Raw genomic sequence first — 21,900 nt, forward strand, 5'->3', positions numbered from 1 at the left:
TCCGTCGGGCGAATACCGCGCCAGCCACGCATCGCCATCGGTGCGCAAGTTCGCGCGCGAACTCGGCGTCGAAGTCGCACGCGTGCAGGGCTCGGGTCCCAAGGGCCGCATTACGAAGGACGACGTCACGGGCTTCGTGAAGGGCGTGATGACGGGCCAGCGCGCAGCACCGGGCGCGGCAGCCGTGCCGGCAGGCGGCGGCGAGCTGAACCTGCTGCCGTGGCCGAAGGTCGACTTCTCGAAGTTCGGCCCGTTCGAGGCGAAGCCGCTGTCGCGCATCAAGAAGATCTCGGGCGCGAACCTGCATCGCAACTGGGTGATGATCCCGCACGTCACGAACAACGACGAAGCGGACATCACCGAGCTCGAAGCGCTGCGCGTGCAGTTGAACAAGGAGCACGAAAAGGCGGGCGTGAAGTTCACGATGCTCGCGTTCGTGATCAAGGCGGTTGTTGCTGCGCTGAAGAAATTCCCGACCTTCAATGCGAGCCTCGACGGCGACAACCTGGTGTTCAAGCAGTACTACCACGTCGGTTTTGCCGCAGATACCCCGAACGGCCTCGTCGTGCCGGTGATCCGCGATGCGGACAAGAAGGGGCTCGTCGATATCGCGAAGGAAATGGCCGAGTTGTCGAAGGCCGCACGCGATGGCAAGCTGAAGCCGGACCAGATGCAGGGCGGCTGCTTCTCGATCTCGTCGCTCGGCGGGATCGGCGGCACGAACTTCACGCCGATCATCAACGCGCCGGAAGTGGCGATCCTCGGGTTGTCGCGCGGCCAGATGAAGCCGGTGTGGGACGGCAAGCAGTTCGTGCCGCGTCTCACGCTGCCGCTGTCGCTGTCGTATGACCATCGCGTGATCGATGGCGCGGAAGCCGCGCGGTTCAATGCGTATCTCGGTGCGTTGCTCGCGGATTTCCGTCGCATCATTCTTTGATGAGCGTGGGAGTGGCTCGCGGGGGCGTGGGTTTTTTGTTTGTTGTCCACGCTCTGTCGTTGAACCTGTTTTGCTAACGGTCTATTAGCGTCGCCCCTGCGCGGGGCGGCGGTCACTTTTCTTTGTCTTCCAAAGAAAAGTAACCAAAAGAAAGGCGCGTCCTTGGGCGGACGGCAAAGGTGGTCCTGCCCCAGGTTCGCGTTTTCTTTCAGGCCGTAGTCTTGGGTTCTTTCGCGGGTTTCTCCCCCTCTGTCTGCAGCTAATCAAGAAGGGGACAGTAATGAGTCTCATCGAAGTCAAGGTTCCGGATATCGGCGATTTCAGCGGCGTCGATGTCATCGAAGTCAACGTCAAACCCGGCGACGTGATCGAAAAAGAGCAAACGCTCATCACGCTCGAATCCGATAAAGCCTCCATGGAAGTGCCCAGCGACGTCGCCGGCACCGTCAAGGAAATCAAGGTCAAAGCCGGCGAGAAAGTCTCGCAAGGCACTGTCATCGCCATCGTCGAAGCAGCAGCAGGCGCCGCCGCGCCCGCGAAAGCACCCGAAGCAGCCAAGCCCGCAGCAGTTGCGCCGGCACCGGCCGCAGCCGCTCCGGCACCCGCGCCGCAAGCCGGCAGCTACGCAGGTGCCGCGGACATCGAGTGCGACATGCTCGTGCTCGGCGCCGGTCCCGGCGGCTACTCGGCCGCGTTCCGCGCAGCCGATCTCGGCATGAAGACCGTGCTCGTCGAACGCTACTCGACGCTCGGCGGCGTGTGCCTGAACGTCGGCTGCATCCCGTCGAAAGCGCTGCTGCATACGTCGCTCGTCGTCGAAGAAGCCGCGGCGCTCGCGTCGCACGGCATCACGTTCGGCAAGCCCGAGATCAACCTCGACAAGCTGCGCGATTTCAAGTCGGGCGTCGTCAAGAAACTGACGACGGGCCTCGCCGGCATGGCGAAGGCACGCAAGGTCGAAGTCGTCACGGGCGTCGGGTCGTTCGTCGATCCGTATCACATGGAAGTGCAGGGCGAGAACGGCAAGAAGGTCGTCCGCTTCAAGCAGGCGATCATCGCGGCCGGTTCGCAATCGGTGAAGCTGCCGTTCCTGCCGGAAGACCCGCGCATCGTCGATTCGACCGGCGCACTCGAACTGCGCCAGCAGCCGAAGCGGATGCTCGTGATCGGCGGCGGCATCATCGGCCTCGAAATGGCGACGGTCTACTCGACGCTCGGCGCCGAGATCGATGTCGTCGAAATGCTCGACGTCCTGATGAACGGCGCGGACCGCGATCTCGTCAAGGTCTGGGAAAAGTACAACGCGAAGCGCTTCGGCAACGTGATGCTGAAGACCAAGACGGTCGGCGCGGAAGCGAAGGAAGACGGCATCTACGTGACGTTCGAGGGCGAGAAGGCGCCGGCGGAGCCGCAGCGCTACGACCTCGTGCTCGTCGCGGTGGGCCGCAGCCCGAACGGCAAGAAGATCGGCGCCGACAAGGCCGGTGTGGCCGTGACGGATCGCGGCTTCATCGACGTCGACAAGCAGATGCGCACGAACGTCCCGCACATCTTCGCGATCGGCGATATCGTCGGCCAGCCGATGCTCGCGCACAAGGCCGTGCACGAAGGCCACGTCGCAGCGGAAGCCGCGCACGGGGAGAAGGCGTACTTCGACGCGCTGCAGATCCCGTCGGTGGCGTACACCGATCCGGAAGTGGCGTGGGCCGGCAAGACGGAAGAGCAGTGCAAGGCCGAAGGCATCAAGTACGGCAAGGCCGTGTTCCCGTGGGCTGCTTCGGGCCGCGCGATCGCGAACGGCCGTGACGAAGGCTTCACGAAGCTGATCTTCGACGAGGAAACCCATCGCGTGATCGGCGGCGGCATCGTCGGCCTGAACGCGGGCGACCTGATCAGCGAAGTGTGCCTCGCCGTCGAGATGGGCGCGGACGCGGAAGACATCGGCAAGACGATCCATCCGCACCCGACGCTAGGCGAATCGGTCGGCATGGCCGCCGAACTGTACGAAGGCGTCTGTACAGACCTGCCGCCGCAACGCAAGAAGTAACGCGAACGGCACGGCCGGCAGATTGCCGGCCACGAAAAAAACGCCGCCGCCCGGACCATCCGGGCGGCGGCGTTTTCTGTTGCCGGCGGCCGATGCTCAAACGATCGTTCGAGAACGACCGTCGACTTGCTGGTTCCAGCATGTTCCGGCACCACAAACGAAAAAGCCGCGCTGTGCGCGGCTCTTTCTCAGGAGCAGGGGGCGCTTACGCGGCCGGCTTGCTCGAACGACGTGCGGCAGCGGCGGTAGCAGCCTTCGTTGCGACGGCGGCAGCAGCGTTGAAGTTCGTTTCGGCGATTTCGACAGCTTGCTTCGTTGCCTTCTGAACCGTTTCGTACGTGGTGTTCGCAGCGTTCAGTGCCGACTTCAGTGCGGCGACAGCCGTTTCCGAACCGGCCGGGGCGTTTTTCGCGACGTTGTCGACGAGTGCCTGGACCTTCTTGTTCTGCTCTTCGAATTGCGCTTCGGCAACCTTCGCGAACTCGGCTTGCGTCGACGAGGCGATTTCATACAGGTGACGGCCGTACGACAGCACCTTTTCCGCGACCGGCTGCGACAGGCTGGCTTGCAGCGCGATCAGTTCCTGTGCGTCCTTCACCGACAGCAGACGCTGAGCGTTTTCCTGGCCTTCGGCCAGCGTCGACTTCACGACCTGCAGGTTGAGTTCGATCAGCTTTTCGACGCCTTCGAACGCCTTGGTCGTCAGACCGAACAGGCTTTCGAGGTTGGCTTTCTGGGCGGCGGCGATTTGCTCGGGGGTCAGCAAGGACATGTCAAGCTCCTGAAAAGCGATCGCGTCGATCGCAGAGTAAAGGGCACTACGCTGGGGAACCTCGGATGCGCGTGCTTTGTGCAACGCAGCAATGAGGCTTATTTTAGGGCAGAGAAAACCGTTGTCAAGTATTTTTTGTGCGTTGCACAATCGCGACAAATTATCGATAAAACAAAGAGTTATCGTGCCCGATTCGGAATCGGTTTCATGCGCGATCCCACATGGTGCGCACGGCCCCGGGGCAGGCGCGGCGCACCATGATCATGCACAGGTAAACCTGACAGGGCTGTGGAACGTTATCCTTCTGCTCCTGTCGAAAACGCGCCGTTTGGATGCGCGTATTTGGATGCGCGTATTTGGATGCGCGTATCGTGGCGACGTGCCGCCGCCACGGCCGAGACCGGCGCCCATGGCACCCCGAGCGCCGGATACGTAGTTTCCCCGCTTTAAATCGTCTCCGAAGTGACGTTATCTCAATTAACCGTGTGGTAATCGGGAGACGGGTACTGTCGGGCAACGCATCCCATGAATTTTTTCGATGGGAGCGGGAGGGTTCATTGGTCTGAGGTTGACCGACCCTTACACTCCGGTTTAACGACGATCGGTAAGTGCCTAATATTGCTCTTTTTTTCAGCTTTAACTACACTTGCGGAAACCTCCCGCCCGCTTTGTCCAGACCCCAATGAAAGCCGAATCGTTTTCACCACGCAGATTGTTGCAGAGCATGACGCTCGGCACGGCTGTGTCGGTCGCAGTCGCCTTGCTGGCGACCACCGCGTCCGTCGCGCCTGCTGACGCCTTTGCCGCCACTGCGAACACCCAACAAGCTGCCAAGAAAAAGGCTGTCGCTCCTGCTTCGTCTGCGAAGAAGAAGACGGCCAAGGCCAGCTCCGACAAATCCGCGAAGGTCGCCGCGGCCGATGCGCCGCGTGCGAAGGCATCGCGCAAGCGCGTGACACTCGCATCGAACGTGCATGGCGGCCATCACGGCGCAGTCCGCAAGGTCGCGTTCCAGCCGCGCCGGCCGACCGTCGGCCAGGCCTTCGGCCTGCACGACACGCCGGATGCACTCGCGCTGCGTTCGAGCGTTGCGTACGTCGTCGACCAGAATTCGGGCGAACCGCTGTTCGACAAGAATTCGCACGCCGTCGTGCCGATCGCGTCGATCTCGAAGCTGATGACGGCGATGGTCGTGCTCGACTCGAAGGCGCCGATGGCCGACCAGATCGAAGTTACCGACGAAGACCGCGACTACGAGAAGGGCACGGGCTCGCGCCTGTCGGTCGGCTCGGTGCTGTCGCGCGAAGACATGCTGCACATCGCGCTGATGGCGTCGGAAAACCGCGCGGCCGCCGCGCTGTCGCGTTACTACCCGGGCGGCCGTCCGGCGTTCATCGCTGCGATGAACGCGAAGGCGAAGTCGCTCGGCATGACGGATACGCACTTCGAGAATTCGACGGGGCTGTCGAGCTCGAACGTGTCGAGCGCGCGCGACCTCGTGAAGATGGTCAATGCGGCGTACCAGTACCCGACGATCCGCCAGTTCTCGACCGATCGCACCTACGAGGTGTACACGGGCAAGCGCAACCTGGTCTACAACAGCACGAACGCGCTGATCCGCGGCAACGGCTCGTGGGACATCGGTCTGCAGAAGACGGGCTTCATCAACGAAGCGGGCGAATGCCTCGTGATGCAGGCGACGATCCACGGCAAGCCGATGGTGATGGTGCTGCTCGATTCGTTCGGCAAGTATTCGCGCTTTGCCGACGCGGCGCGCCTGCGCAACTGGCTCGATGCCGGCGGCGGCGAGCGCCTGACGGCGGCCAACACGCCCAACGGCGGGACCTGATCGCACGGTGGGTGGCGGTTCGCCGCCACGCCGATGGCTGAAAAAAAGCCCCGCAATCGCGGGGCTTTTTCGTTGGGGGTGCGCAAGCGGCTTACGCCTGCCGCTGCAGCCCGTTCGCATCCTTCGAGGGCGCCGGACGGTAGCCGAGCGATTCCGAAATGGTGAGGGCCGTGCGGCTCAACTGGCCGAGCCACGCATCCTGGAGGCGATCGGCCGGCGCCGACAGCGACAGGCCCGCGACGAGCTTGCCCGAATCGTCGTAGATGCCGGCCGCGATACAACGCACGCCGAGTTCCAGCTCCTCGTTGTCGCGTGCGCACGATTGCTGGCGGACGATCGTCAGCTCGCGCTCGAGCTTCGCGATGTCGGTGATGCTGTTCTGCGTATGGCCGGACAGCCCCGTGCGCGTCGCATAGGCGCGCACGCGCGACGTTTCGTCGGCCGCGAGGAACAGCTTGCCGACCGACGTGAGGTGCAGCGGCGCGCGGCCACCGATCGCACGGACGACCTGCATCCCCGAGCGCTCCGAATACGCACGCTCGATGTAGACGATTTCGTCACCCTGGCGCACCGACAGGTTCACGGTCTGCCCGGTGAGACGGTGCAGCTCGCGCATCGGCATCAGCGCCGCGTCGCGTACCGACAGGCGCGCCTTCACGAGGTTGCCGAGCTCCAGCAGCCGCATGCCGAGGCGGTACGTGCCGGGATCGGAGCGGTCGACGAGACGGCAGGTCACCATGTCGTTGAGGATGCGGTGCGCGGTCGACGGGTGCAGCTCCGTGCGCTGCGCAAGTTCCTTCAGGCTGACAGGGTCACTGTGCGCGGCGAGCGCGTCCAGCAGCCGCATCATGCGTTCGATCACCTGGATCGACGTTTTTGAATCCGGGGTGGGTTGGCTCATGTCGGGGGAGAAATCGGTTGACGCGTCAAGCGGTGTTGGAACGATTGTATCTCGTATTGTGAAAAAAGCGAACGCCGTTCGAGGAAATCCTCGTTTCGCGCAGTGCGGGCTTGCGCGCGAGCCAGCGTTGGTCTTGCTGGCCAAACGGCGGATAATGAGAGCCGTTTTCTCGAAGGAGCCCGTATGCGAGTCGGTTTGTTCGTGACCTGCCTGGTCGATCTGATGCGCCCCGAAATCGGTTTCTCGGCGCTCAAGCTGATTCGCGACGCCGGCTACGAGGTGATCGTGCCACCCGCGCAGACTTGCTGCGGCCAGCCCGCCTACAACTCGGGCGACCGCGCGCTCGCACGCGATCTCGCGGAAAAGACGCTGCGCGAGTTCGAGCAGTTCGATTACGTCGTCGCGCCGTCGGGGTCTTGCGGCGGGATGATCCGCGCACACTACGGCGACCTGTTCCGCGACGACCCCGAGCTGATGGGGCGCTACACACGGTTCCAGCAGAAGGTCTACGAACTGACCGATTTCCTGGCGAACGTCGCGAAGGTGTCGCTCGCACCGGGCGAATTCACCGGGCCCGTCACCTACCACGATTCATGCTCGGGCCTGCGCGAGCTCGGCGTGAAGGCACAGCCGCGCGCGCTGCTCGCGCAGCGTGGTATCGCCGTCACCGAGATGAAGGACTGCGAGCACTGCTGCGGCTTCGGCGGCACGTTCGCGGTCAAGTACGGCGACATTTCGGCGGCCATCGCGGACGAGAAATGCGCGAACGTGCGTGCGTCGGGCACGGGCGCCGTCGTGCTCGGCGATCTCGGCTGCATGCTGAACATCGAAGGGCGGTTGCGCCGCACCGGCGACCGCGACACGCGCGTGCTGCACGTCGCGCAGGTGCTGGCGGGCGACGTCTGACGCCCGGTTCCGCTCACTTTTCCCCCGATACCGCGATGCAAGTCCAATCGATGCATTTCAAGGCGCGCGCCGGCCAGAAGCTGGCCGACCAGCGCCTGCAGCAGAACCTGAAGAAGCTGTCGACGAAGTTCGTGTCCGCGCGCGCCGACGCGATGACCGCGATCGACTTCCCGGCCACCCGCGCCGCGCTGAAGGCGCGCCGCAACCGCGCGCTGGAGAACCTCGACGTGTGGCTCGAGGCGTTCGAGCGCGAGGCGACGCGGCGCGGCACGACGGTGCTGTTCGCCGAAACGACCGCGGATGCCGCGCGGCTCGTGGCCGACATCGCGCGCCGTCACGACGTGAAGAAGGTCATCAAGACCAAGTCGATGGTGTCGGAGGAAATGCGCCTGAACGCGGTGCTCGCGGAAATGGGCGTGCAGTCGATCGAGACGGATCTCGGCGAATACATCCTGCAGATCAACGACAACGAGCCGCCGAGCCACATCATTGCGCCCGTCGTGCACAAGGACAAGGACGAGATCGCCGACCTGTTCGCGCGGACGCACCACCGCGAGCGGCTCACCGAGATTCCGGACATGACGCGTGAGGCGCGCGAGGTGCTGCGCCCGCATTTCATGTCGGCCGACATGGGCGTGACGGGCGGCAACTTCGTGATCGCCGAGACCGGTTCGGTTGCGATCGTGACGAACGAAGGGAACGAGGGGATGTGCACGGTGATGCCGCGCGTGCATGTGGCCGTGACGGGCATCGAGAAGGTGCTGCCGACGCTCGAGGATCTCGCGACCGCGATGCGCCTGCTGCCGCGCTCCGCGACCGGGCAGAAGACGTCGAACTATTTCTCGCTGCTGACCGGGCCGCGCGGGCCGGGCGACGAGGACGGCCCCGAGCACAACTACGTGGTGCTCGTCGACGGCGGCCGCACGGGGCTGATCGGCGGCGAGTTCCAGGAGATGCTGCGCTGCATCCGCTGCGGCGCATGCATGAACCATTGTCCGGTGTACCAGAAGGTCGGCGGCCATGCGTACGGCTGGGTCTACCCGGGGCCGATGGGGTCGGTGCTGACCCCGAGCTACGTCGGGCTCGACCGCGCGCTCGACCTGCCGCAGGCCGCGACGCTCTGCGGGGAATGCGACAGCGTGTGCCCGGCCGGGATTCCGTTGTCGCACCTGTTGCGCACGCTGCGCGAGAAGCAGGTCGAGCGGCACCTGCGGCCGTGGCGCGAGCGGGCGGCGCTCGCCGCATGGGGCTTCGTCGCGCGGCGGCCGATGCTGTACGCGCTGACGACCAAGCTCGCGGTGCGCATCCTCGAGCGGCTGGGCGGCAACGGCGGCACGCTGCGGCGCCTGCCGATGATGGGCGGCTGGATGGATACGCGCGACATGCCGACGCCCACCGGGCGCACGTTCCGCGAACTGTACGCGGCGTCGCAAAGCCACCTCGGCTGACGACTGTTCATCCGGCGACAACAGTGCGTTCGCTATTTGGATATTTATCTCGATAGGTGCGGTCTATAGAATCCTGTCTGTAGTCCCCGGAATTGGGTTTCGGGGTACGAGGTCAAGGAGGTCCGCATCATGAAAAAGACAATATCGATGTACTGGCCGCTGGCAATCGTCGTTCCGCTGGCTGCGGCTGCCTATCTGCATGCGATGGCCGATGCGCCGTCGCGCGCTCCGCTCGCCGTTCACCAGGCGTCCGCCGAACTGGCGCGTGCGGTGTCGTTCGGGCTGGTCGGCGACACGGCGACGCCGCTGCCGGCGGCATCCGGCGACGTCGTGCTCGCCGCGCCGAAGGCGTTGTGAGGCACGGCGCCGTCGCTTTGCGCGGCGGCGCGATTTTGGCCGTCTTTGTATAATGGCGTGCTCTTCTTCCACGCGGTTCGCCGCGGCTTTTCGATAGTGCGATGACCCGCGTTTCGATCTGTTTCGTCTGTCTCGGCAATATCTGCCGTTCGCCCACCGCGGAAGGCGTGATGCGTCACCAGGTCGACGCGGCCGCACTGGCGGACCGGATCGCGATCGATTCGGCCGGCACCGGCGACTGGCATGTCGGCGAGCCGCCCGATACGCGTGCGCAGGCGGCCGCTCGCGGCCGCGGCTACGACCTGTCGGCGCTGCGCGCGCGGCAGGTGAGCGCGGCGGATTTCGAGCGCTTCGATCTGCTGCTCGCGATGGACGAGGCGAATCTTGCGGAGTTGCGCCGCCGCTGTCCGCCGCAGCATCGCGACAAGGTTCGCCTGCTGATGGAATTCGCGCCGGATTCGACCGAAACTGAAGTGGCCGATCCCTATTTCGGCGGCGCGCAGGGCTTCGAGCAGGTGCTCAATCAGGTCGAGCGCGCGTGCGCGGGCCTGCTGGAGACGCTCCGGGCCCGCACGGCGCGGTGATCGCGCGGTATTCAGCGGTCTGCGAATACCCTTTCGAAGACATGGATACTTGACTAAAATCGTCAAATATTTATACTTGACCAAAATCGTCAAGATTGTAGTCCCCTAGACACCATGAGACTCACCACCAAAGGCCGTTTCGCCGTCACGGCGATGATTGACTTGGCACTGCGCCAGGAGCAGGGCCCGGTGACGCTTGCAGGCATCAGCCAGCGCCAGCGGATTTCGCTCTCGTATCTCGAACAGCTGTTCGGCAAGCTGCGCAGGCATGAAATCGTCGAATCCGTGCGCGGCCCGGGCGGCGGCTACAACCTCGCGCGTCGCGCGCAGGACGTCACCGTTGCCGACATCATCATCGCGGTCGATGAACCGCTCGACGCCACGCAGTGCGGCGGCAAAGGCACGTGCGACGGCTCGAAGCAGCCCGACGGCCATTGCATGACGCACGAGCTGTGGTCGACCCTGAACCAGAAGATGGTCGAATACCTCGATTCGGTGTCGCTGCAGGATCTCGTCGATCAGCAGCGCGCTCGCGAGGGCGCACCCGCGGTGCTGCGTGACCGGCGCACGCCGGAGCCCGTCGCGGCGCCGGCCGAGCCGGTGCGCACGATGCCGCTCGGCCCCAATTCGGTGTTCAACATCGCGAGTTCGTGAGCGCGAAGGCGCCCGCCATACCCCATAACGCACATAGTCCCTGCACAGAATTCCCGGAGCGACAGATGACCCAAGACACTCTCCACCTGCCCATCTATATGGATTACAGCGCGACGACGCCGGTCGATCCGCGCGTGGTCGACAAGATGGTGCCGTACCTGCGCGAGCAGTTCGGCAACCCGGCGTCGCGCAGCCACGCGTATGGCTGGGATGCGGAGCGTGCGGTCGAGGAAGCGCGCGAGCAGGTGGCTGCACTCGTGAACGCGGATCCGCGCGAGATCATCTGGACGTCCGGCGCAACGGAATCGGACAACCTCGCGATCAAGGGTGCCGCGAACTTCTACAAGGGCAAGGGCAAGCACATCATCACGGTGAAGACCGAGCACAAGGCCGTGCTCGATACGTGCCGCGAGCTCGAGCGCGACGGTTTCGAAGTCACCTACCTCGACGTGAAGGATGACGGCCTGATCGACCTCGACGTGTTCAAGGCCGCGCTGCGCCCGGACACGATCCTCGTGTCGGTGATGCACGTGAACAACGAGATCGGCGTGATCCAGGACATCGAGACGATCGGTGAAATCTGCCGCGAGAAGGGCATTGTGTTCCACGTCGACGCCGCACAGTCGACCGGCAAGGTCGAGATCGACCTCGCGAAGCTGAAGGTCGACCTGATGTCGTTCTCGGCGCACAAGACCTACGGCCCGAAGGGCATCGGCGCGCTGTACGTGCGCCGCAAGCCGCGGGTGCGCATCGAAGCGCAGATGCACGGCGGCGGCCACGAGCGCGGCATGCGTTCGGGCACGCTGGCGACGCACCAGATCGTCGGCATGGGCGAAGCGTTCCGCATCGCACGCGAAGAAATGGCGACGGAAAACGAGCGCGTCCGCATGCTGCGCGACAAGCTGCTGCGCGGCCTGTCGCAGATCGAGGAAACGTACGTGAACGGCGACATGGAGCGTCGTGTCCCGCACAACCTCAACATCAGTTTCAACTTCGTCGAAGGCGAGTCGCTGATCATGGCGATCAAGGACGTCGCGGTGTCGTCGGGCTCCGCATGCACGTCGGCGTCGCTGGAGCCGTCGTACGTGCTGCGTGCGCTCGGCCGCAACGACGAGCTGGCACACAGCTCGATCCGCTTCACGGTCGGCCGCTTCACGACGGAGCAGGAAGTCGACTTCGTGATCAACCTGCTGAACAGCAAGATCGCGAAGCTGCGCGAACTCTCGCCGCTCTGGGAAATGCACCAGGAAGGCATCGATCTGTCGACGATCGAATGGGCCGCACACTGAGCGCCGGATTGAACATACCCGCGGGCGGATTCGCGCACGCAGACGTAACGAGTCAAGGAGTCTGAGTCATGTCTTACAGCAACAAGGTTCTGGATCACTACGAAAACCCGCGCAACGTCGGTTCGTTCGCGAAGGACGACGACACGGTCGGCACGGGCATGGTCGGCGCGCCGGCCTGCGGCGACGTGATGAAGCTGCAGATCCGCGTCGGCGCGGACGGCGTGATCGAAGACGCGAAGTTCAAGACGTACGGTTGCGGTTCGGCGATCGCGTCGAGCTCGCTCGTCACCGAGTGGGTGAAGGGCAAGACGCTCGACGAAGCCCTGTCGATCAAGAACACGCAGATCGCGGAAGAACTCGCGCTGCCGCCGGTGAAGATTCACTGCTCGATCCTCGCGGAAGACGCGATCAAGGCAGCCGTGGCCGACTACAAGAAGCGCCACGACACCAAGGAAGGCGACCAGGCCGCGGCCTGACCGGCATCGAGCAGCTTGAGAAGGATCGCGGCGGGCCCCGGTGGCGCGCCGCGGCAAGGACATCATGGCAATTACACTGACCGAAAAAGCAGCACAGCACGTCCAGAAATACCTCGTCCGTCGCGGCAAGGGTGTGGGCCTGCGGCTTGGCGTTCGCACGACCGGGTGCTCGGGGCTCGCGTACAAGCTCGAGTATGTCGACGAGCTGGCTCCCGAGGATCAGGTGTTCGAGAGCCATGGCGTGAAGGTCATCGTCGATCCGAAGAGCCTTGCCTACATCGACGGCACCGAGCTCGACTTCGCACGCGAAGGCCTGAACGAAGGGTTCAAGTTCAACAACCCGAACGTGAAGGACGAGTGCGGCTGCGGCGAATCGTTCCGCGTGTGACGCGCGGATCTCCGCGCGATGCGGGCAAGAGGCGGCACGGGCCGCCTTTTTAATGTGCGGCGTTTGCCGCGCGACGAACCGGAATTGAACGCGACGATGGTCTCGCTGAAAGACAGCCACTTCGACCTGTTTCACCTGCCGGCGCAATTCGCGCTCGACGAGACGGTGCTCGACGCCGCCTATCGGACGGTGCAGACGCAGGTGCACCCGGACCGCTTCGCGGCGGCCGGCGATGCGCAGAAGCGCATCGCGATGCAATGGGCAACCCGCGCGAACGAGGCGTATCGCACGTTGCGCGATCCGCTGAAGCGCGCGTCGTATCTGCTGTCGCTGCGCGGCGTCGACATCGGCGCGGAAAACAACACCGCGATGGAGCCTGCGTTCCTGATGCAGCAGATGGAGTGGCGCGAGGGCATCGAGGATGCCGCGGCCGCCCGCAACGTCGACGCGCTCGACGCGCTGCTCGCCGAGTTGCGCGAAGAGCGGCGCGTGCGGGTGGAGCGCCTCGGCACGCTGCTCGACAGCGGCGCCGACCAGGCGGCCGCCGAGGCCGTGCGCCAACTGATGTTCATCGAACGGGTCGCGTCGGAAGTGGGCGCGCAGATCGAGCGCCTCGAAACTTAACCGCGTGCCTTGCGGCATGCGCAGCAAACGGGCCGAGCGCCCGAACGAACCAAGATGGCTTTACTGCAAATTTCCGAACCGGGCATGGCGCCGGCGCCGCATCAGCGGCGACTCGCCGTCGGGATCGATCTCGGCACGACGAACTCGCTCGTCGCGGCTGTGCGCAACAGCGTGCCCGAAGTCCTGCCGGACGAAGCGGGCCGCGTGCTGCTGCCGTCGGTGGTCCGCTACCTTGAAAAGGGCGGCCGTCGCATCGGTCACGAGGCGAAAGAGCAGGCCGCGACCGATCCGCGCAACACGATCGTGTCGGTGAAGCGTTTCATGGGCCGCGGCAAGGCCGAGGTCGAAGGCGCGGCTAACGCACCGTACGAATTCGTCGACGCGCCGGGCATGGTGCAGATCCGTACCATCGACGGCGTGAAGAGCCCGGTCGAAGTGTCGGCCGAGATTCTCGCGACGCTGCGCTATCGCGCCGAGGATTCGCTCGGCGACGACCTGGTCGGCGCGGTGATCACGGTGCCCGCGTATTTCGACGAAGCGCAACGCCAGGCGACCAAGGATGCCGCGCGCCTCGCGGGCCTCAACGTGCTGCGCCTGCTGAACGAACCGACTGCCGCAGCGATTGCCTACGGTCTCGACAACGGGGCCGAAGGCCTCTACGCGGTGTACGACCTCGGCGGCGGCACGTTCGACCTGTCGATCCTGAAGCTGACGAAGGGCGTATTCGAAGTGCTCGCTGCGGGCGGCGATTCCGCGCTCGGCGGCGACGATTTCGACCATGCGCTGTTCGATCATGTGCTCGCGCAGGCCGGCATCGATGCGAAGACGCTCGCGCCCGAGGACGTGCGCCTGTTGCTCGACCGTGTGCGCGTGCTGAAGGAAGCGCTGTCGTCCGCGCCGCAGGCATTCCTCGACGTCACGCTGTCGGGTGGCGCGCACCTCGTGCAGACGATCTCGCACGACACGTTCGCGTCGCTCGTCGAGCCGCTCGTGCAGCGCACGCTCACGCCGACCCGCAAGGCGCTGCGCGACGCGCAGGTGACGCCGGCCGACATCAAGGGCGTCGTGCTCGTCGGCGGTGCGACGCGCATGCCGGTGATCCGCGACGCGGTCGCGAAATATTTCGGCCAGCCGCCGCTCGTGAACCTCGATCCTGACCAGGTCGTCGCGCTCGGCGCGGCGATCCAGGCCGACTTGCTCGCCGGCAATCGCGGCACCGGCGACGACTGGCTGCTGCTCGACGTGATTCCGCTGTCGCTCGGTGTCGAGACGATGGGCGGCCTCGTCGAGAAGATCATTCCGCGCAACTCGACGATTCCGATCGCACGCGCGCAGGAATTCACGACCTTCAAGGACGGCCAAACCGCGATGGCGATCCACGTCGTGCAGGGCGAGCGCGAGCTCGTCGCCGACTGCCGGTCGCTCGCGCGCTTCGAGCTGCGCGGCATTCCGCCGATGACGGCCGGCGCCGCGCGTATTCGCGTGACCTACCAGGTCGACGCAGACGGCCTGCTGTCGGTGTTCGCCCGCGAGCAGTTGTCCGGCGTCGAGGCGTCGGTCGTCGTGAAGCCGTCGTACGGTCTTGCCGACGACGACATCGCGAAGATGCTCGAGGACAGCTTCAAGACCGCCGAAATCGACATGCGCGCACGCGCGCTGCGTGAAGCGCAGGTCGAGGCCGAGCGGATGCTCGAGGCGACCCAGGCCGCGCTGGCGGCCGACGGCGAACTGCTCGACGCGGACGAACGCACGCAAGTCGACACGTTGGCCGTTGCGCTGCGCGCGGTAGCGCAAGGCGACGATACGAACGCGATCGAAGCGGCGACCAAGGCGCTGGCCGACGGCACCGACGAATTCGCCGCGCGCCGGATGGACAAGAGCATCAAGCGCGCGCTGTCGGGCCGCCGGCTCGACGAGATCTGAACTCACGAACTGCGCATCGGCCGGCGACGGCCCGCGCGATAATGAACCGTGCGGCGCCTGGCGCCGCACCCTGACTGACGGAACGGACATGCCTCAACTGGTGGTGCTGCCTCACGTCGAACTGTGCCCGGATGGCGCGGTGATCGATGCGACGCCCGGCAAGAGTATCTGCGACAACCTGCTCGAACACGGGATCGAGATCGAGCATGCATGCGAGAAGTCGTGCGCGTGCACGACGTGCCACGTGGTGATCCGCGAAGGCTTCAACGATCTGACGCCGTCCGAGGAGGACGAGGACGATCTGCTGGACAAGGCGTGGGGCCTCGAGCCGACGTCGCGCCTGTCGTGCCAGGCGATCGTGACGGAAGATTCGGACCTGGTGGTCGAGATTCCGAAGTACTCGATCAACCACGCGAAGGAAAACCACTGACAGGAACCGGAGGCAGGCGATGAAATGGACCGATTCGCGTGAAATAGCCATTGCGCTGGCGGACAAGCACCCGGACATCGACCCGCAGCGGATCAACTTCGTCGACTTGCGCCAGTGGGTGCTCGAACTCGACGGCTTCAACGACGATCCGAAGCACTCCGGCGAGAAGATCCTCGAAGCGATCCAGGCACACTGGATCGACGAATCGGACTTCGACGACGAGGACTGAACACCGCGTGCGCCGCAACGGCGCAGACGGCCGGCAATAAAAAAACGGCTCGTGAGCAATTGCTCGCGAGCCGTTTTCATTTTCAGGCCGGTTGCCCGCGCACGTGACGCGGGCAGGGGATCACGCGATCATGCGCCGACCAGCGTCCCGTTCTCGATCCGCACGCGCTGGCCCTGGCCGAACGGCGGCTGCTGATTGTGGTACGTGAACGTGCGCGTCGCGCCGCTTTCCATCTGCACTTGCACCTGGTAGTCGGTTTCCGCGCGCACCTGCTTTTCGACCTGGTTGCCGGCCAGGCCGCCACCCAGTGCGCCGATGATCGTCATCGCGGTGCGGCCGTTGCCGTGGCCGAACTGGTTGCCCAGCAGGCCGCCTGCCGCGGCGCCGCCGACCGCACCGATGCCCGAGCTCTGGCCGGGCGTGCGGACCGGCGTGATCGCGACGACCGTACCGCAGCTCTGGCAGTAGGTTTGCGCGGGTGCCGACGGTTGCTGTGCGTATTGCGGCGGCTGCGGCGCCGTCGTATGGCGACGGTGTACCGGGGCCGGCCGCGGAGCGGGCTTCGGTTCGGCCTGCGCGGCGAGCGCCTTCTGCTGCGCGGCGGCCTGTTCGGCCGCCTGCTGCTTGGCCTGCGCGGCCAGCGCGGCGCTGGCGGCCGCGGCCGTATCGACGGCCGGCTGCGATGCGATCAGCGCGGCCTGGGTCTGGCCGTTCTGTTCGTTGCTGCTGCTGGCCTTCGGGAACACACCCGTGATCGCTGCCGTCGCTGCGAGGCTGGCGACGATGACGGCGCCGGCGGCGGTGGCGATGAGCGGGTGGAGGCGTTGCTTTTGCGGCGTGGTCTGATTCTGGTTGTCCATTTTTTTCTCCGATGTCGATCCGGATCGGCATGGCGGCGCCGGGCCGGATCCCACGCTGCGGGCTCGCGCAGACTTGGCGTTCATGCGCCTCGTTCTGGTCCCGTGGTCATGCGTGGTGACGCAACAGGAGTGTCGTTCACCGGCAAGCGGCGCACCGTATCAAGGTGTAACGAATTGCAGCGGGGCGCCGATGGCCATAGCAGGGAAAACCCGGAGCAGGCCGGCGTGACGAGGGAATAAAACGGGGCAGGATCGAAAGCCGGCGGACGCCGGCTGGCGGGATTTACGCGTCGTTACAAAGCCGTCGCGTGCGCGCCGCAGGGCGGCGGCGCACACGCGGGCGCAGCGATCAGTCTTCGCGGCGCAGATGCGGGAACAGCAGCACGTCGCGGATCGTCGGGCTGTCGGTCAGCAGCATCACGAGACGGTCGATGCCGATCCCGCAGCCGCCGGTCGGAGGCATCCCGTATTCGAGTGCGCGGATGTAGTCGGCGTCGAAGAACATCGCTTCCTCGTCGCCCGCATCCTTCTGCTCGACCTGCTTTTTGAAGCGCGCGGCCTGGTCTTCCGGATCGTTCAGCTCCGAGAAGCCGTTCGCGATTTCGCGGCCGGTCATGAACAGCTCGAAACGCTCGGTGATGCCCGGCACCGTATCCGATGCGCGTGCGAGCGGCGACACCTCGACCGGGTAGTCGATGATGAAGGTCGGCTCCCACAGCTGCGCTTCGGCCGTTTCCTCGAACAGCGCGAGCTGCAGCGCCCCGATACCCGCGTTCAGGAACGCCGGCTGCGACACGTCGACGCCGAAGCGCTTCAGTTCGGTGCGCAGGAACGCGTCGTCCGACAGCTGGCCGGCGGTGTACTCCGGCGCGTATTTCTGGATCGCCTGCGTGATCGTGAGGCGGTGGAACGGCTTCGCGAGGTCGAGCTCGCGGCCCTGGTACTGGATCGTCGCGGTGCCGAGCGCATCGATCGCCGCCTGGCGGATCAGTTGCTCGGTGAAGTCCATCAGCCAGCGGTAGTCGGTGTACGCGGCGTAGAACTCCATCATCGTGAATTCCGGGTTGTGACGCGGCGACACGCCTTCATTCCGGAAGTTGCGGTTGATTTCGAACACGCGTTCGAAGCCGCCGACGATCAGGCGCTTCAGGTACAGCTCCGGCGCGATGCGCAGGAACATCTGCATGTCGAGCGCATTGTGATGCGTGACGAACGGCTTTGCAGCCGCGCCGCCCGGGATCGGGTGCAGCATCGGCGTCTCGACTTCCATGAAGTCGGCCGAATCCATGAACTTGCGGATCGACGCGATCGTCTTGGTGCGGGCGCGGAACGTGTCGCGCGTTTCCGGCGTGACGATCAGGTCGACGTAGCGCTGGCGGTAGCGCATTTCCTGGTCGGACAGGCCGTGGAACTTGTCCGGCAGCGGGCGCAGCGCCTTCGACAGCAGGCGCAGCTCCTTGCACTGGACCGACAGCTCGCCCTTGTTGGTGCGGAACAGCACGCCGCGCGCGGCGACGATGTCGCCGAGATCCCACTTCTTGAACGCGTCGTAGGTTTCCGCGCCGACGTCGTTCGGCGTCACGAAGAACTGGATCTGGCCCGAACCGTCCTGCACCGTCGCGAAGCTCGCCTTGCCCATCACGCGCTTGAGCATCATGCGGCCGGCGACCGACACCTCGACCGGGTTCGCTTCGAGCGCGGCCTTGTCCGAGTCGGCGAAATTCACCTGCAGATCGGCTGCGTGATGCGTCGGGCGGAAATCGTTCGGGTAAGCGACGCCTTGCTCGCGCAGGGCGCGCAGCTTCTCGCGGCGCTCGGCAATGATCTGGTTTTCGTCCGCGGTGACGGCGGGCTGCGTTTGGGTCGGTTCGGTCATGATGGTCGGAATTCGGAATGGGTGCGGCAACGCAAACGGGAAGGGCAAGGGGGCGCGACCCGGCAGGGTCGCGCCGCGGCGCTTACACGCCCTGTTTGAGGCTCGCGCTGATGAAGTCGTCGAGGTCGCCGTCGAGGACGGCTCGCGTGTTGCTCATTTCGACGTTCGTGCGCAGGTCCTTCACGCGGCTCTGGTCGAGCACGTACGAACGGATCTGGTGGCCCCAGCCCACATCGGTCTTGCTCGATTCGAGCTTGTCCTGTTCAGCTTGGCGCTTGCGCATTTCGACTTCGTACAGGCGCGATTTCAGCATCGCCATCGCTTCGGCGCGGTTGCGGTGCTGCGAGCGGTCGTTCTGGCACTGCACGACGATACCGGTCGGCATGTGCGTGATCCGCACCGCGGAGTCGGTCTTGTTGATGTGCTGGCCGCCTGCGCCCGATGCGCGGTACGTGTCGATGCGCAGGTCGGCCGGGTTGATCTCGACTTCGATCGAGTCGTCGATTTCCGGATAGACGAACACCGACGAGAACGACGTGTGACGGCCGCCCGACGAGTCGAACGGCGACTTGCGCACGAGGCGGTGGATGCCCGTTTCGGTGCGCAGGAAGCCGTATGCGTATTCGCCCGAGACCTTGACCGTCGCGTTCTTGATGCCGGCGACGTCGCCGTCGGACTCTTCGAGCACTTCGGCCTTGAAGCCCTTGCGTTCGCAGTAGCGCAGGTACTGGCGCAGCAGCATCGATGCCCAGTCGCACGCCTCGGTGCCGCCGGCGCCGGCCTGGATGTCGATGAAGCAGTTGTTCGGGTCGGCCGGGTTCGAGAACATCCGGCGGAACTCGATGTCGCCAACGCGTGCTTCGAGCTTCGCAGCGTCTTCTTCCGACGCGACGAGGGTGTCCTCGTCGCCTTCCTCGCGTGCCAGCTCGAACAGGTCGAGCGCATCGCGCAGGTCGCTATCGAGCGCGGTGAGCGTCGTGACGACGCCTTCGAGCAGCTTCTTCTCGCGACCGAGTGCCTGGGCGTTCTTCGAATCGTTCCAGACGTTCGGGTCTTCGAGTTCCTTGTTGACTTCGGTCAGACGCGCAGCTTTGGCGTCGTAGTCAAAGATACCCCCGAAGCTCGCCCGCGCGGTTGCGCAGGTCGAGCAGGGAGCTTTCGATCGCGTTGAGACGTTCCGCTTCCATGATCGTTCGCTATTCTTGCTTCGTAAAAAAGCGGAATTATAGCCGATCGGCAGGGTTGCCCGGTGACGCAAACGGTGCTTGCACGCGTGCCGTGGCCCCTTCCGGCGCGGCGTGCATGCATCGGCGGGCGTCGCGGGCCGGGCGGCCCGGGCTCAGCCGGCCGCGTGTTCGACGATCAGCTGGACGCGCGTGACGCCGTTCCACGTGTCGGCGACGAGGCGGTACGCGACCAGCGCGCTCGCCGGCAGCGGCTCCGTGTGGTTGAACCAGATCGCGCTGAAGCGCTGGCGGCCGCGCGCAAGCTGCAGCTTCAGGTGCTTTTCCTTCACGAGCGACTGCGACACGACGTCGAATTCGCCCGAGAAAAGCGGGGCCGGAAAACCCTGCCCCCAGACGGCTTCGTCGAGCAGCCCGACGAACTGCGGCGTGAAGTACGCGTCCTCGAGTTCGCCGTCGGTCTCGATCACGCGGGCGAGCACGTCGTCGGACAGCCACTCGCGCGCGACGGCTTCGAACGCGGCCGCGAAGCGCGGCACGTTCTCGGTGTCGAGCGTGAGGCCGGCCGCCATCGCGTGGCCGCCGAACGCGACGATCAGGTCCGGTTCGCGTTTCGACACGAGGTCGAGCGCGTCGCGCAGGTGGAAGCCGGCGATCGACCGGCCCGACCCCTTGACCCGCTTGCCTTCCTCGTCGGCGTGCGCGAACGTGAACGACGGGCGGTGGAATTTCTCCTTGAGCCGGCCGGCGACGATGCCGATCACGCCCTGGTGCCATTCGGGGTTGAAGAGGGTGATCGTGCACGCGTCGGCCGGATCGACGTCGGCGAGATCGGCGAGCGCCTGCTGCTGCATGCCGGCCTCGATCTCGCGGCGCTCGCGGTTCATTACGTCGAGCTGCTGCGCGAGATCCCACGCGCGGCCGATGTCGTCGGTGATCAGGCACTCGATCCCGAGCGACATGTCGGACAGCCGCCCGGCGGCGTTCAGGCGCGGGCCGAGGCCGAAGCCGAGGTCGAAGCCCGATGCCGTGCGGGCTTCGCGTGCGGCGGCGCGGAATAGTGCGGCGACGCCCGGCTGCATGCGGCCGTTGCGGATGCGCTGCAGCCCCTGCGCGACGAGCACGCGGTTGTTGCCGTCGAGCCGCACGACGTCGGCGACGGTGCCGAGCGCGACGAGGTCGAGCAGGCCGTCGAGGCGCGGCTCGGCTTCCTTGCTCGCGAACGCGCCGCGGCGGCGCAGCTCGGCGCGCAGCGCGAGCAGCACGTAGAACATCACGCCGACGCCGGCGAGGTGCTTGCTCGGGAACGCGCAACCGGGCTGGTTCGGGTTGACGATCGCGCGCGCGGCGGGCAGCGCGTCGCCGGGCAGGTGGTGGTCGGTCACGAGCACGCCGATGCCGCGCGCGTTCGCGGCTTCGACGCCCGCGACGCTCGCGATCCCGTTGTCGACGGTAATCAGCAGATCGGGCTTGCGCGCGGCGGCAAGTTCGACGATCTCGGGCGTGAGGCCGTAGCCGTATTCGAAACGATTCGGCACCAGGTAGTCGATCTGCGCGCCGAACATCCGCAGGCCGCGCACCGCGACTGCGCACGCGGTCGCGCCGTCGCAGTCGTAGTCGGCGACGACGAGCAGGCGCCGCTTGTCGGCGATCGCGTCGGCGAGCAGCGACGCCGCGTCGGCGCAGCCTTTCAGCTCGGTGGGCGGGACGAGCCGCGCCAGCGCGGTCTCGATGTCGGCGGGGGACTGCACGCCGCGCGACGCGTACAGGCGCGCCAGGACGGGATGCAGGCCGTGGCGCGCGAGCGCTTCGGCGTCGGCGGGCGCGACGGGGCGGGTAACGATCCGGGTCATACGGGGTCTGCTTGTTATTCGAACAGGGAGGCAAGCGCGCGGCGGCGCCAGAACTTGCGCAGGTCGCCGCGCGTCGCGTGCAGCGTCACGGAACTGGTGTCGCCGCACAGCGTGAAATCGACGCTCGCGAGTTCGCCGTTCTGCAGCGCGGCGAGGGCTGGCATGAACCAATCGCGCTCGAGCGCAGTGAGCCCGTCGTGCCAGCGCGCCCAGTCCTGCTCGATGAACGGGGTGGTCAGCGCCGGCAGTTCGACGAGCGTCGCGCCGTCGGCCGCGGGCAGCGTGCCGAACGCGGCCGGCGGCGCACCGGCGT

21 protein-coding genes and 1 pseudogene are annotated in these 21,900 nt (G+C 65.6%); 15 read left to right on the top strand and 7 right to left on the bottom strand.

Annotated elements, in window-relative coordinates:
* Both G3N64_RS32150 and lpdA read left to right on the top strand, forming a co-directional pair.
* Window positions 1-937: dihydrolipoyllysine-residue acetyltransferase (locus G3N64_RS32150; protein ID WP_205787769.1), on the top strand; the 937-nt coding region annotated here is incomplete at its 5' end.
* A 280-nt stretch (window positions 938-1,217) separates the two neighbouring features.
* Complete coding sequence (gene lpdA, locus G3N64_RS32155; protein ID WP_205787770.1) at window positions 1,218-2,984, top strand: dihydrolipoyl dehydrogenase; 1,767 nt, start codon at window positions 1,218-1,220, stop codon at window positions 2,982-2,984.
* A 205-nt stretch (window positions 2,985-3,189) separates the two neighbouring features.
* On the opposite strand, the gene G3N64_RS32160 is transcribed toward lpdA, so the two are convergent.
* Complete coding sequence (locus G3N64_RS32160; RefSeq protein WP_006481973.1) at window positions 3,190-3,756, bottom strand: phasin family protein; 567 nt, start codon at window positions 3,754-3,756, stop codon at window positions 3,190-3,192.
* A gap of 682 nt (window positions 3,757-4,438) precedes the next feature.
* On the opposite strand from G3N64_RS32160, the gene pbpG reads away from it, so the two are divergent.
* Window positions 4,439-5,605 carry a D-alanyl-D-alanine endopeptidase gene (gene pbpG / locus G3N64_RS32165; RefSeq protein ID WP_205787771.1) on the top strand — a complete coding sequence of 389 codons (1,167 nt, stop codon included), beginning with the start codon at window positions 4,439-4,441 and terminating at the stop codon, window positions 5,603-5,605.
* Between the two features lie 91 nt (window positions 5,606-5,696).
* On the opposite strand, the gene G3N64_RS32170 is transcribed toward pbpG, so the two are convergent.
* Window positions 5,697-6,506, bottom strand: coding sequence for an IclR family transcriptional regulator (locus tag G3N64_RS32170; protein ID WP_205787772.1), 810 nt, complete (start codon window positions 6,504-6,506; stop codon window positions 5,697-5,699).
* A gap of 183 nt (window positions 6,507-6,689) precedes the next feature.
* Here G3N64_RS32170 and G3N64_RS32175 point away from each other — a divergent pair, with 183 nt between their 5' ends.
* From G3N64_RS32175 to iscX, 12 genes are all read left to right on the top strand, one after another.
* Entirely contained in the window at window positions 6,690-7,412 is a 723-nt protein-coding gene (locus tag G3N64_RS32175; protein WP_069248359.1) for a (Fe-S)-binding protein, read from the top strand.
* 35 nt (window positions 7,413-7,447) lie between these two features.
* Window positions 7,448-8,860: a lactate utilization protein B gene (locus G3N64_RS32180; protein ID WP_043190348.1), complete on the top strand. Its 1,413-nt coding sequence runs from the start codon at window positions 7,448-7,450 to the stop codon at window positions 8,858-8,860.
* Window positions 8,861-8,989: 129 nt separating this feature from the next.
* Entirely contained in the window at window positions 8,990-9,217 is a 228-nt protein-coding gene (locus G3N64_RS32185) for a hypothetical protein (protein WP_205787773.1), read from the top strand.
* A 101-nt stretch (window positions 9,218-9,318) separates the two neighbouring features.
* Window positions 9,319-9,801 (top strand): low molecular weight protein-tyrosine-phosphatase, encoded by a 483-nt coding sequence (locus G3N64_RS32190; RefSeq protein ID WP_205787774.1) that lies wholly within the window; start codon window positions 9,319-9,321, stop codon window positions 9,799-9,801.
* 114 nt (window positions 9,802-9,915) lie between these two features.
* Entirely contained in the window at window positions 9,916-10,455 is a 540-nt protein-coding gene (iscR, locus tag G3N64_RS32195; RefSeq protein WP_009691731.1) for a Fe-S cluster assembly transcriptional regulator IscR, read from the top strand.
* Window positions 10,456-10,520: 65 nt separating this feature from the next.
* A complete protein-coding gene (locus G3N64_RS32200; protein ID WP_205787775.1) occupies window positions 10,521-11,744 on the top strand; it encodes an IscS subfamily cysteine desulfurase in 1,224 nt (407 codons plus the stop codon).
* A 68-nt stretch (window positions 11,745-11,812) separates the two neighbouring features.
* Entirely contained in the window at window positions 11,813-12,220 is a 408-nt protein-coding gene (gene iscU / locus G3N64_RS32205; protein WP_006481982.1) for a Fe-S cluster assembly scaffold IscU, read from the top strand.
* Between the two features lie 64 nt (window positions 12,221-12,284).
* Window positions 12,285-12,608 (top strand): iron-sulfur cluster assembly protein IscA, encoded by a 324-nt coding sequence (iscA, locus tag G3N64_RS32210; protein ID WP_014896627.1) that lies wholly within the window; start codon window positions 12,285-12,287, stop codon window positions 12,606-12,608.
* Between the two features lie 96 nt (window positions 12,609-12,704).
* Window positions 12,705-13,232, top strand: a complete 528-nt coding sequence (gene hscB / locus G3N64_RS32215; RefSeq protein ID WP_011352560.1) for a Fe-S protein assembly co-chaperone HscB — start codon at window positions 12,705-12,707, stop codon at window positions 13,230-13,232.
* 54 nt (window positions 13,233-13,286) lie between these two features.
* Window positions 13,287-15,155 (top strand): Fe-S protein assembly chaperone HscA, encoded by a 1,869-nt coding sequence (gene hscA, locus G3N64_RS32220; RefSeq protein ID WP_205787776.1) that lies wholly within the window; start codon window positions 13,287-13,289, stop codon window positions 15,153-15,155.
* An 88-nt stretch (window positions 15,156-15,243) separates the two neighbouring features.
* Window positions 15,244-15,585 (top strand): ISC system 2Fe-2S type ferredoxin, encoded by a 342-nt coding sequence (gene fdx, locus G3N64_RS32225; protein WP_043190328.1) that lies wholly within the window; start codon window positions 15,244-15,246, stop codon window positions 15,583-15,585.
* Window positions 15,586-15,604: 19 nt separating this feature from the next.
* Entirely contained in the window at window positions 15,605-15,814 is a 210-nt protein-coding gene (gene iscX / locus G3N64_RS32230) for a Fe-S cluster assembly protein IscX (protein WP_039364760.1), read from the top strand.
* A 128-nt stretch (window positions 15,815-15,942) separates the two neighbouring features.
* Here the strand turns inward: iscX and G3N64_RS32235 are convergent, their stop codons facing one another.
* From G3N64_RS32235 to G3N64_RS32255, 5 genes and pseudogenes are all read right to left on the bottom strand, one after another.
* Window positions 15,943-16,674, bottom strand: a complete 732-nt coding sequence (locus tag G3N64_RS32235) for a glycine zipper 2TM domain-containing protein (RefSeq protein ID WP_205787777.1) — start codon at window positions 16,672-16,674, stop codon at window positions 15,943-15,945.
* A gap of 349 nt (window positions 16,675-17,023) precedes the next feature.
* Window positions 17,024-18,550, bottom strand: a complete 1,527-nt coding sequence (lysS, locus tag G3N64_RS32240; protein ID WP_205787778.1) for a lysine--tRNA ligase — start codon at window positions 18,548-18,550, stop codon at window positions 17,024-17,026.
* An 82-nt stretch (window positions 18,551-18,632) separates the two neighbouring features.
* Window positions 18,633-19,737, bottom strand: a protein-coding gene (prfB, locus tag G3N64_RS32245) for a peptide chain release factor 2 (protein ID WP_105392842.1) whose coding sequence is annotated in 2 segments (ribosomal slippage) — window positions 18,633-19,655 and window positions 19,657-19,737 — 1,104 coding nt in all. Because the reading frame shifts where the segments join, the coding sequence is not laid out codon by codon here.
* A gap of 152 nt (window positions 19,738-19,889) precedes the next feature.
* A complete protein-coding gene (recJ, locus tag G3N64_RS32250; protein WP_205787779.1) occupies window positions 19,890-21,587 on the bottom strand; it encodes a single-stranded-DNA-specific exonuclease RecJ in 1,698 nt (565 codons plus the stop codon).
* A 14-nt stretch (window positions 21,588-21,601) separates the two neighbouring features.
* A pseudogene (locus tag G3N64_RS32255) lies at window positions 21,602-21,900 on the bottom strand (regulator); the annotation flags it as partial.

It is taken from the genome of Burkholderia sp. Ac-20344, assembly GCF_017104975.1.
Taxonomy (GTDB): domain Bacteria; phylum Pseudomonadota; class Gammaproteobacteria; order Burkholderiales; family Burkholderiaceae; genus Burkholderia.

Coding starts and splice junctions, on each gene's coding strand:
- lpdA (WP_205787770.1), top strand. CDS start 1,218: ATGAGTCTCATCGAAGTCAAGGTTCCGGATATCGGCGATTTCAGCGGC.
- G3N64_RS32160 (WP_006481973.1), bottom strand. CDS start 3,756: ATGTCCTTGCTGACCCCCGAGCAAATCGCCGCCGCCCAGAAAGCCAAC.
- pbpG (WP_205787771.1), top strand. CDS start 4,439: ATGAAAGCCGAATCGTTTTCACCACGCAGATTGTTGCAGAGCATGACG.
- G3N64_RS32170 (WP_205787772.1), bottom strand. CDS start 6,506: ATGAGCCAACCCACCCCGGATTCAAAAACGTCGATCCAGGTGATCGAA.
- G3N64_RS32175 (WP_069248359.1), top strand. CDS start 6,690: ATGCGAGTCGGTTTGTTCGTGACCTGCCTGGTCGATCTGATGCGCCCC.
- G3N64_RS32180 (WP_043190348.1), top strand. CDS start 7,448: ATGCAAGTCCAATCGATGCATTTCAAGGCGCGCGCCGGCCAGAAGCTG.
- G3N64_RS32185 (WP_205787773.1), top strand. CDS start 8,990: ATGAAAAAGACAATATCGATGTACTGGCCGCTGGCAATCGTCGTTCCG.
- G3N64_RS32190 (WP_205787774.1), top strand. CDS start 9,319: ATGACCCGCGTTTCGATCTGTTTCGTCTGTCTCGGCAATATCTGCCGT.
- iscR (WP_009691731.1), top strand. CDS start 9,916: ATGAGACTCACCACCAAAGGCCGTTTCGCCGTCACGGCGATGATTGAC.
- G3N64_RS32200 (WP_205787775.1), top strand. CDS start 10,521: ATGACCCAAGACACTCTCCACCTGCCCATCTATATGGATTACAGCGCG.
- iscU (WP_006481982.1), top strand. CDS start 11,813: ATGTCTTACAGCAACAAGGTTCTGGATCACTACGAAAACCCGCGCAAC.
- iscA (WP_014896627.1), top strand. CDS start 12,285: ATGGCAATTACACTGACCGAAAAAGCAGCACAGCACGTCCAGAAATAC.
- hscB (WP_011352560.1), top strand. CDS start 12,705: ATGGTCTCGCTGAAAGACAGCCACTTCGACCTGTTTCACCTGCCGGCG.
- hscA (WP_205787776.1), top strand. CDS start 13,287: ATGGCTTTACTGCAAATTTCCGAACCGGGCATGGCGCCGGCGCCGCAT.
- fdx (WP_043190328.1), top strand. CDS start 15,244: ATGCCTCAACTGGTGGTGCTGCCTCACGTCGAACTGTGCCCGGATGGC.
- iscX (WP_039364760.1), top strand. CDS start 15,605: ATGAAATGGACCGATTCGCGTGAAATAGCCATTGCGCTGGCGGACAAG.
- G3N64_RS32235 (WP_205787777.1), bottom strand. CDS start 16,674: ATGGACAACCAGAATCAGACCACGCCGCAAAAGCAACGCCTCCACCCG.
- lysS (WP_205787778.1), bottom strand. CDS start 18,550: ATGACCGAACCGACCCAAACGCAGCCCGCCGTCACCGCGGACGAAAAC.
- recJ (WP_205787779.1), bottom strand. CDS start 21,587: ATGACCCGGATCGTTACCCGCCCCGTCGCGCCCGCCGACGCCGAAGCG.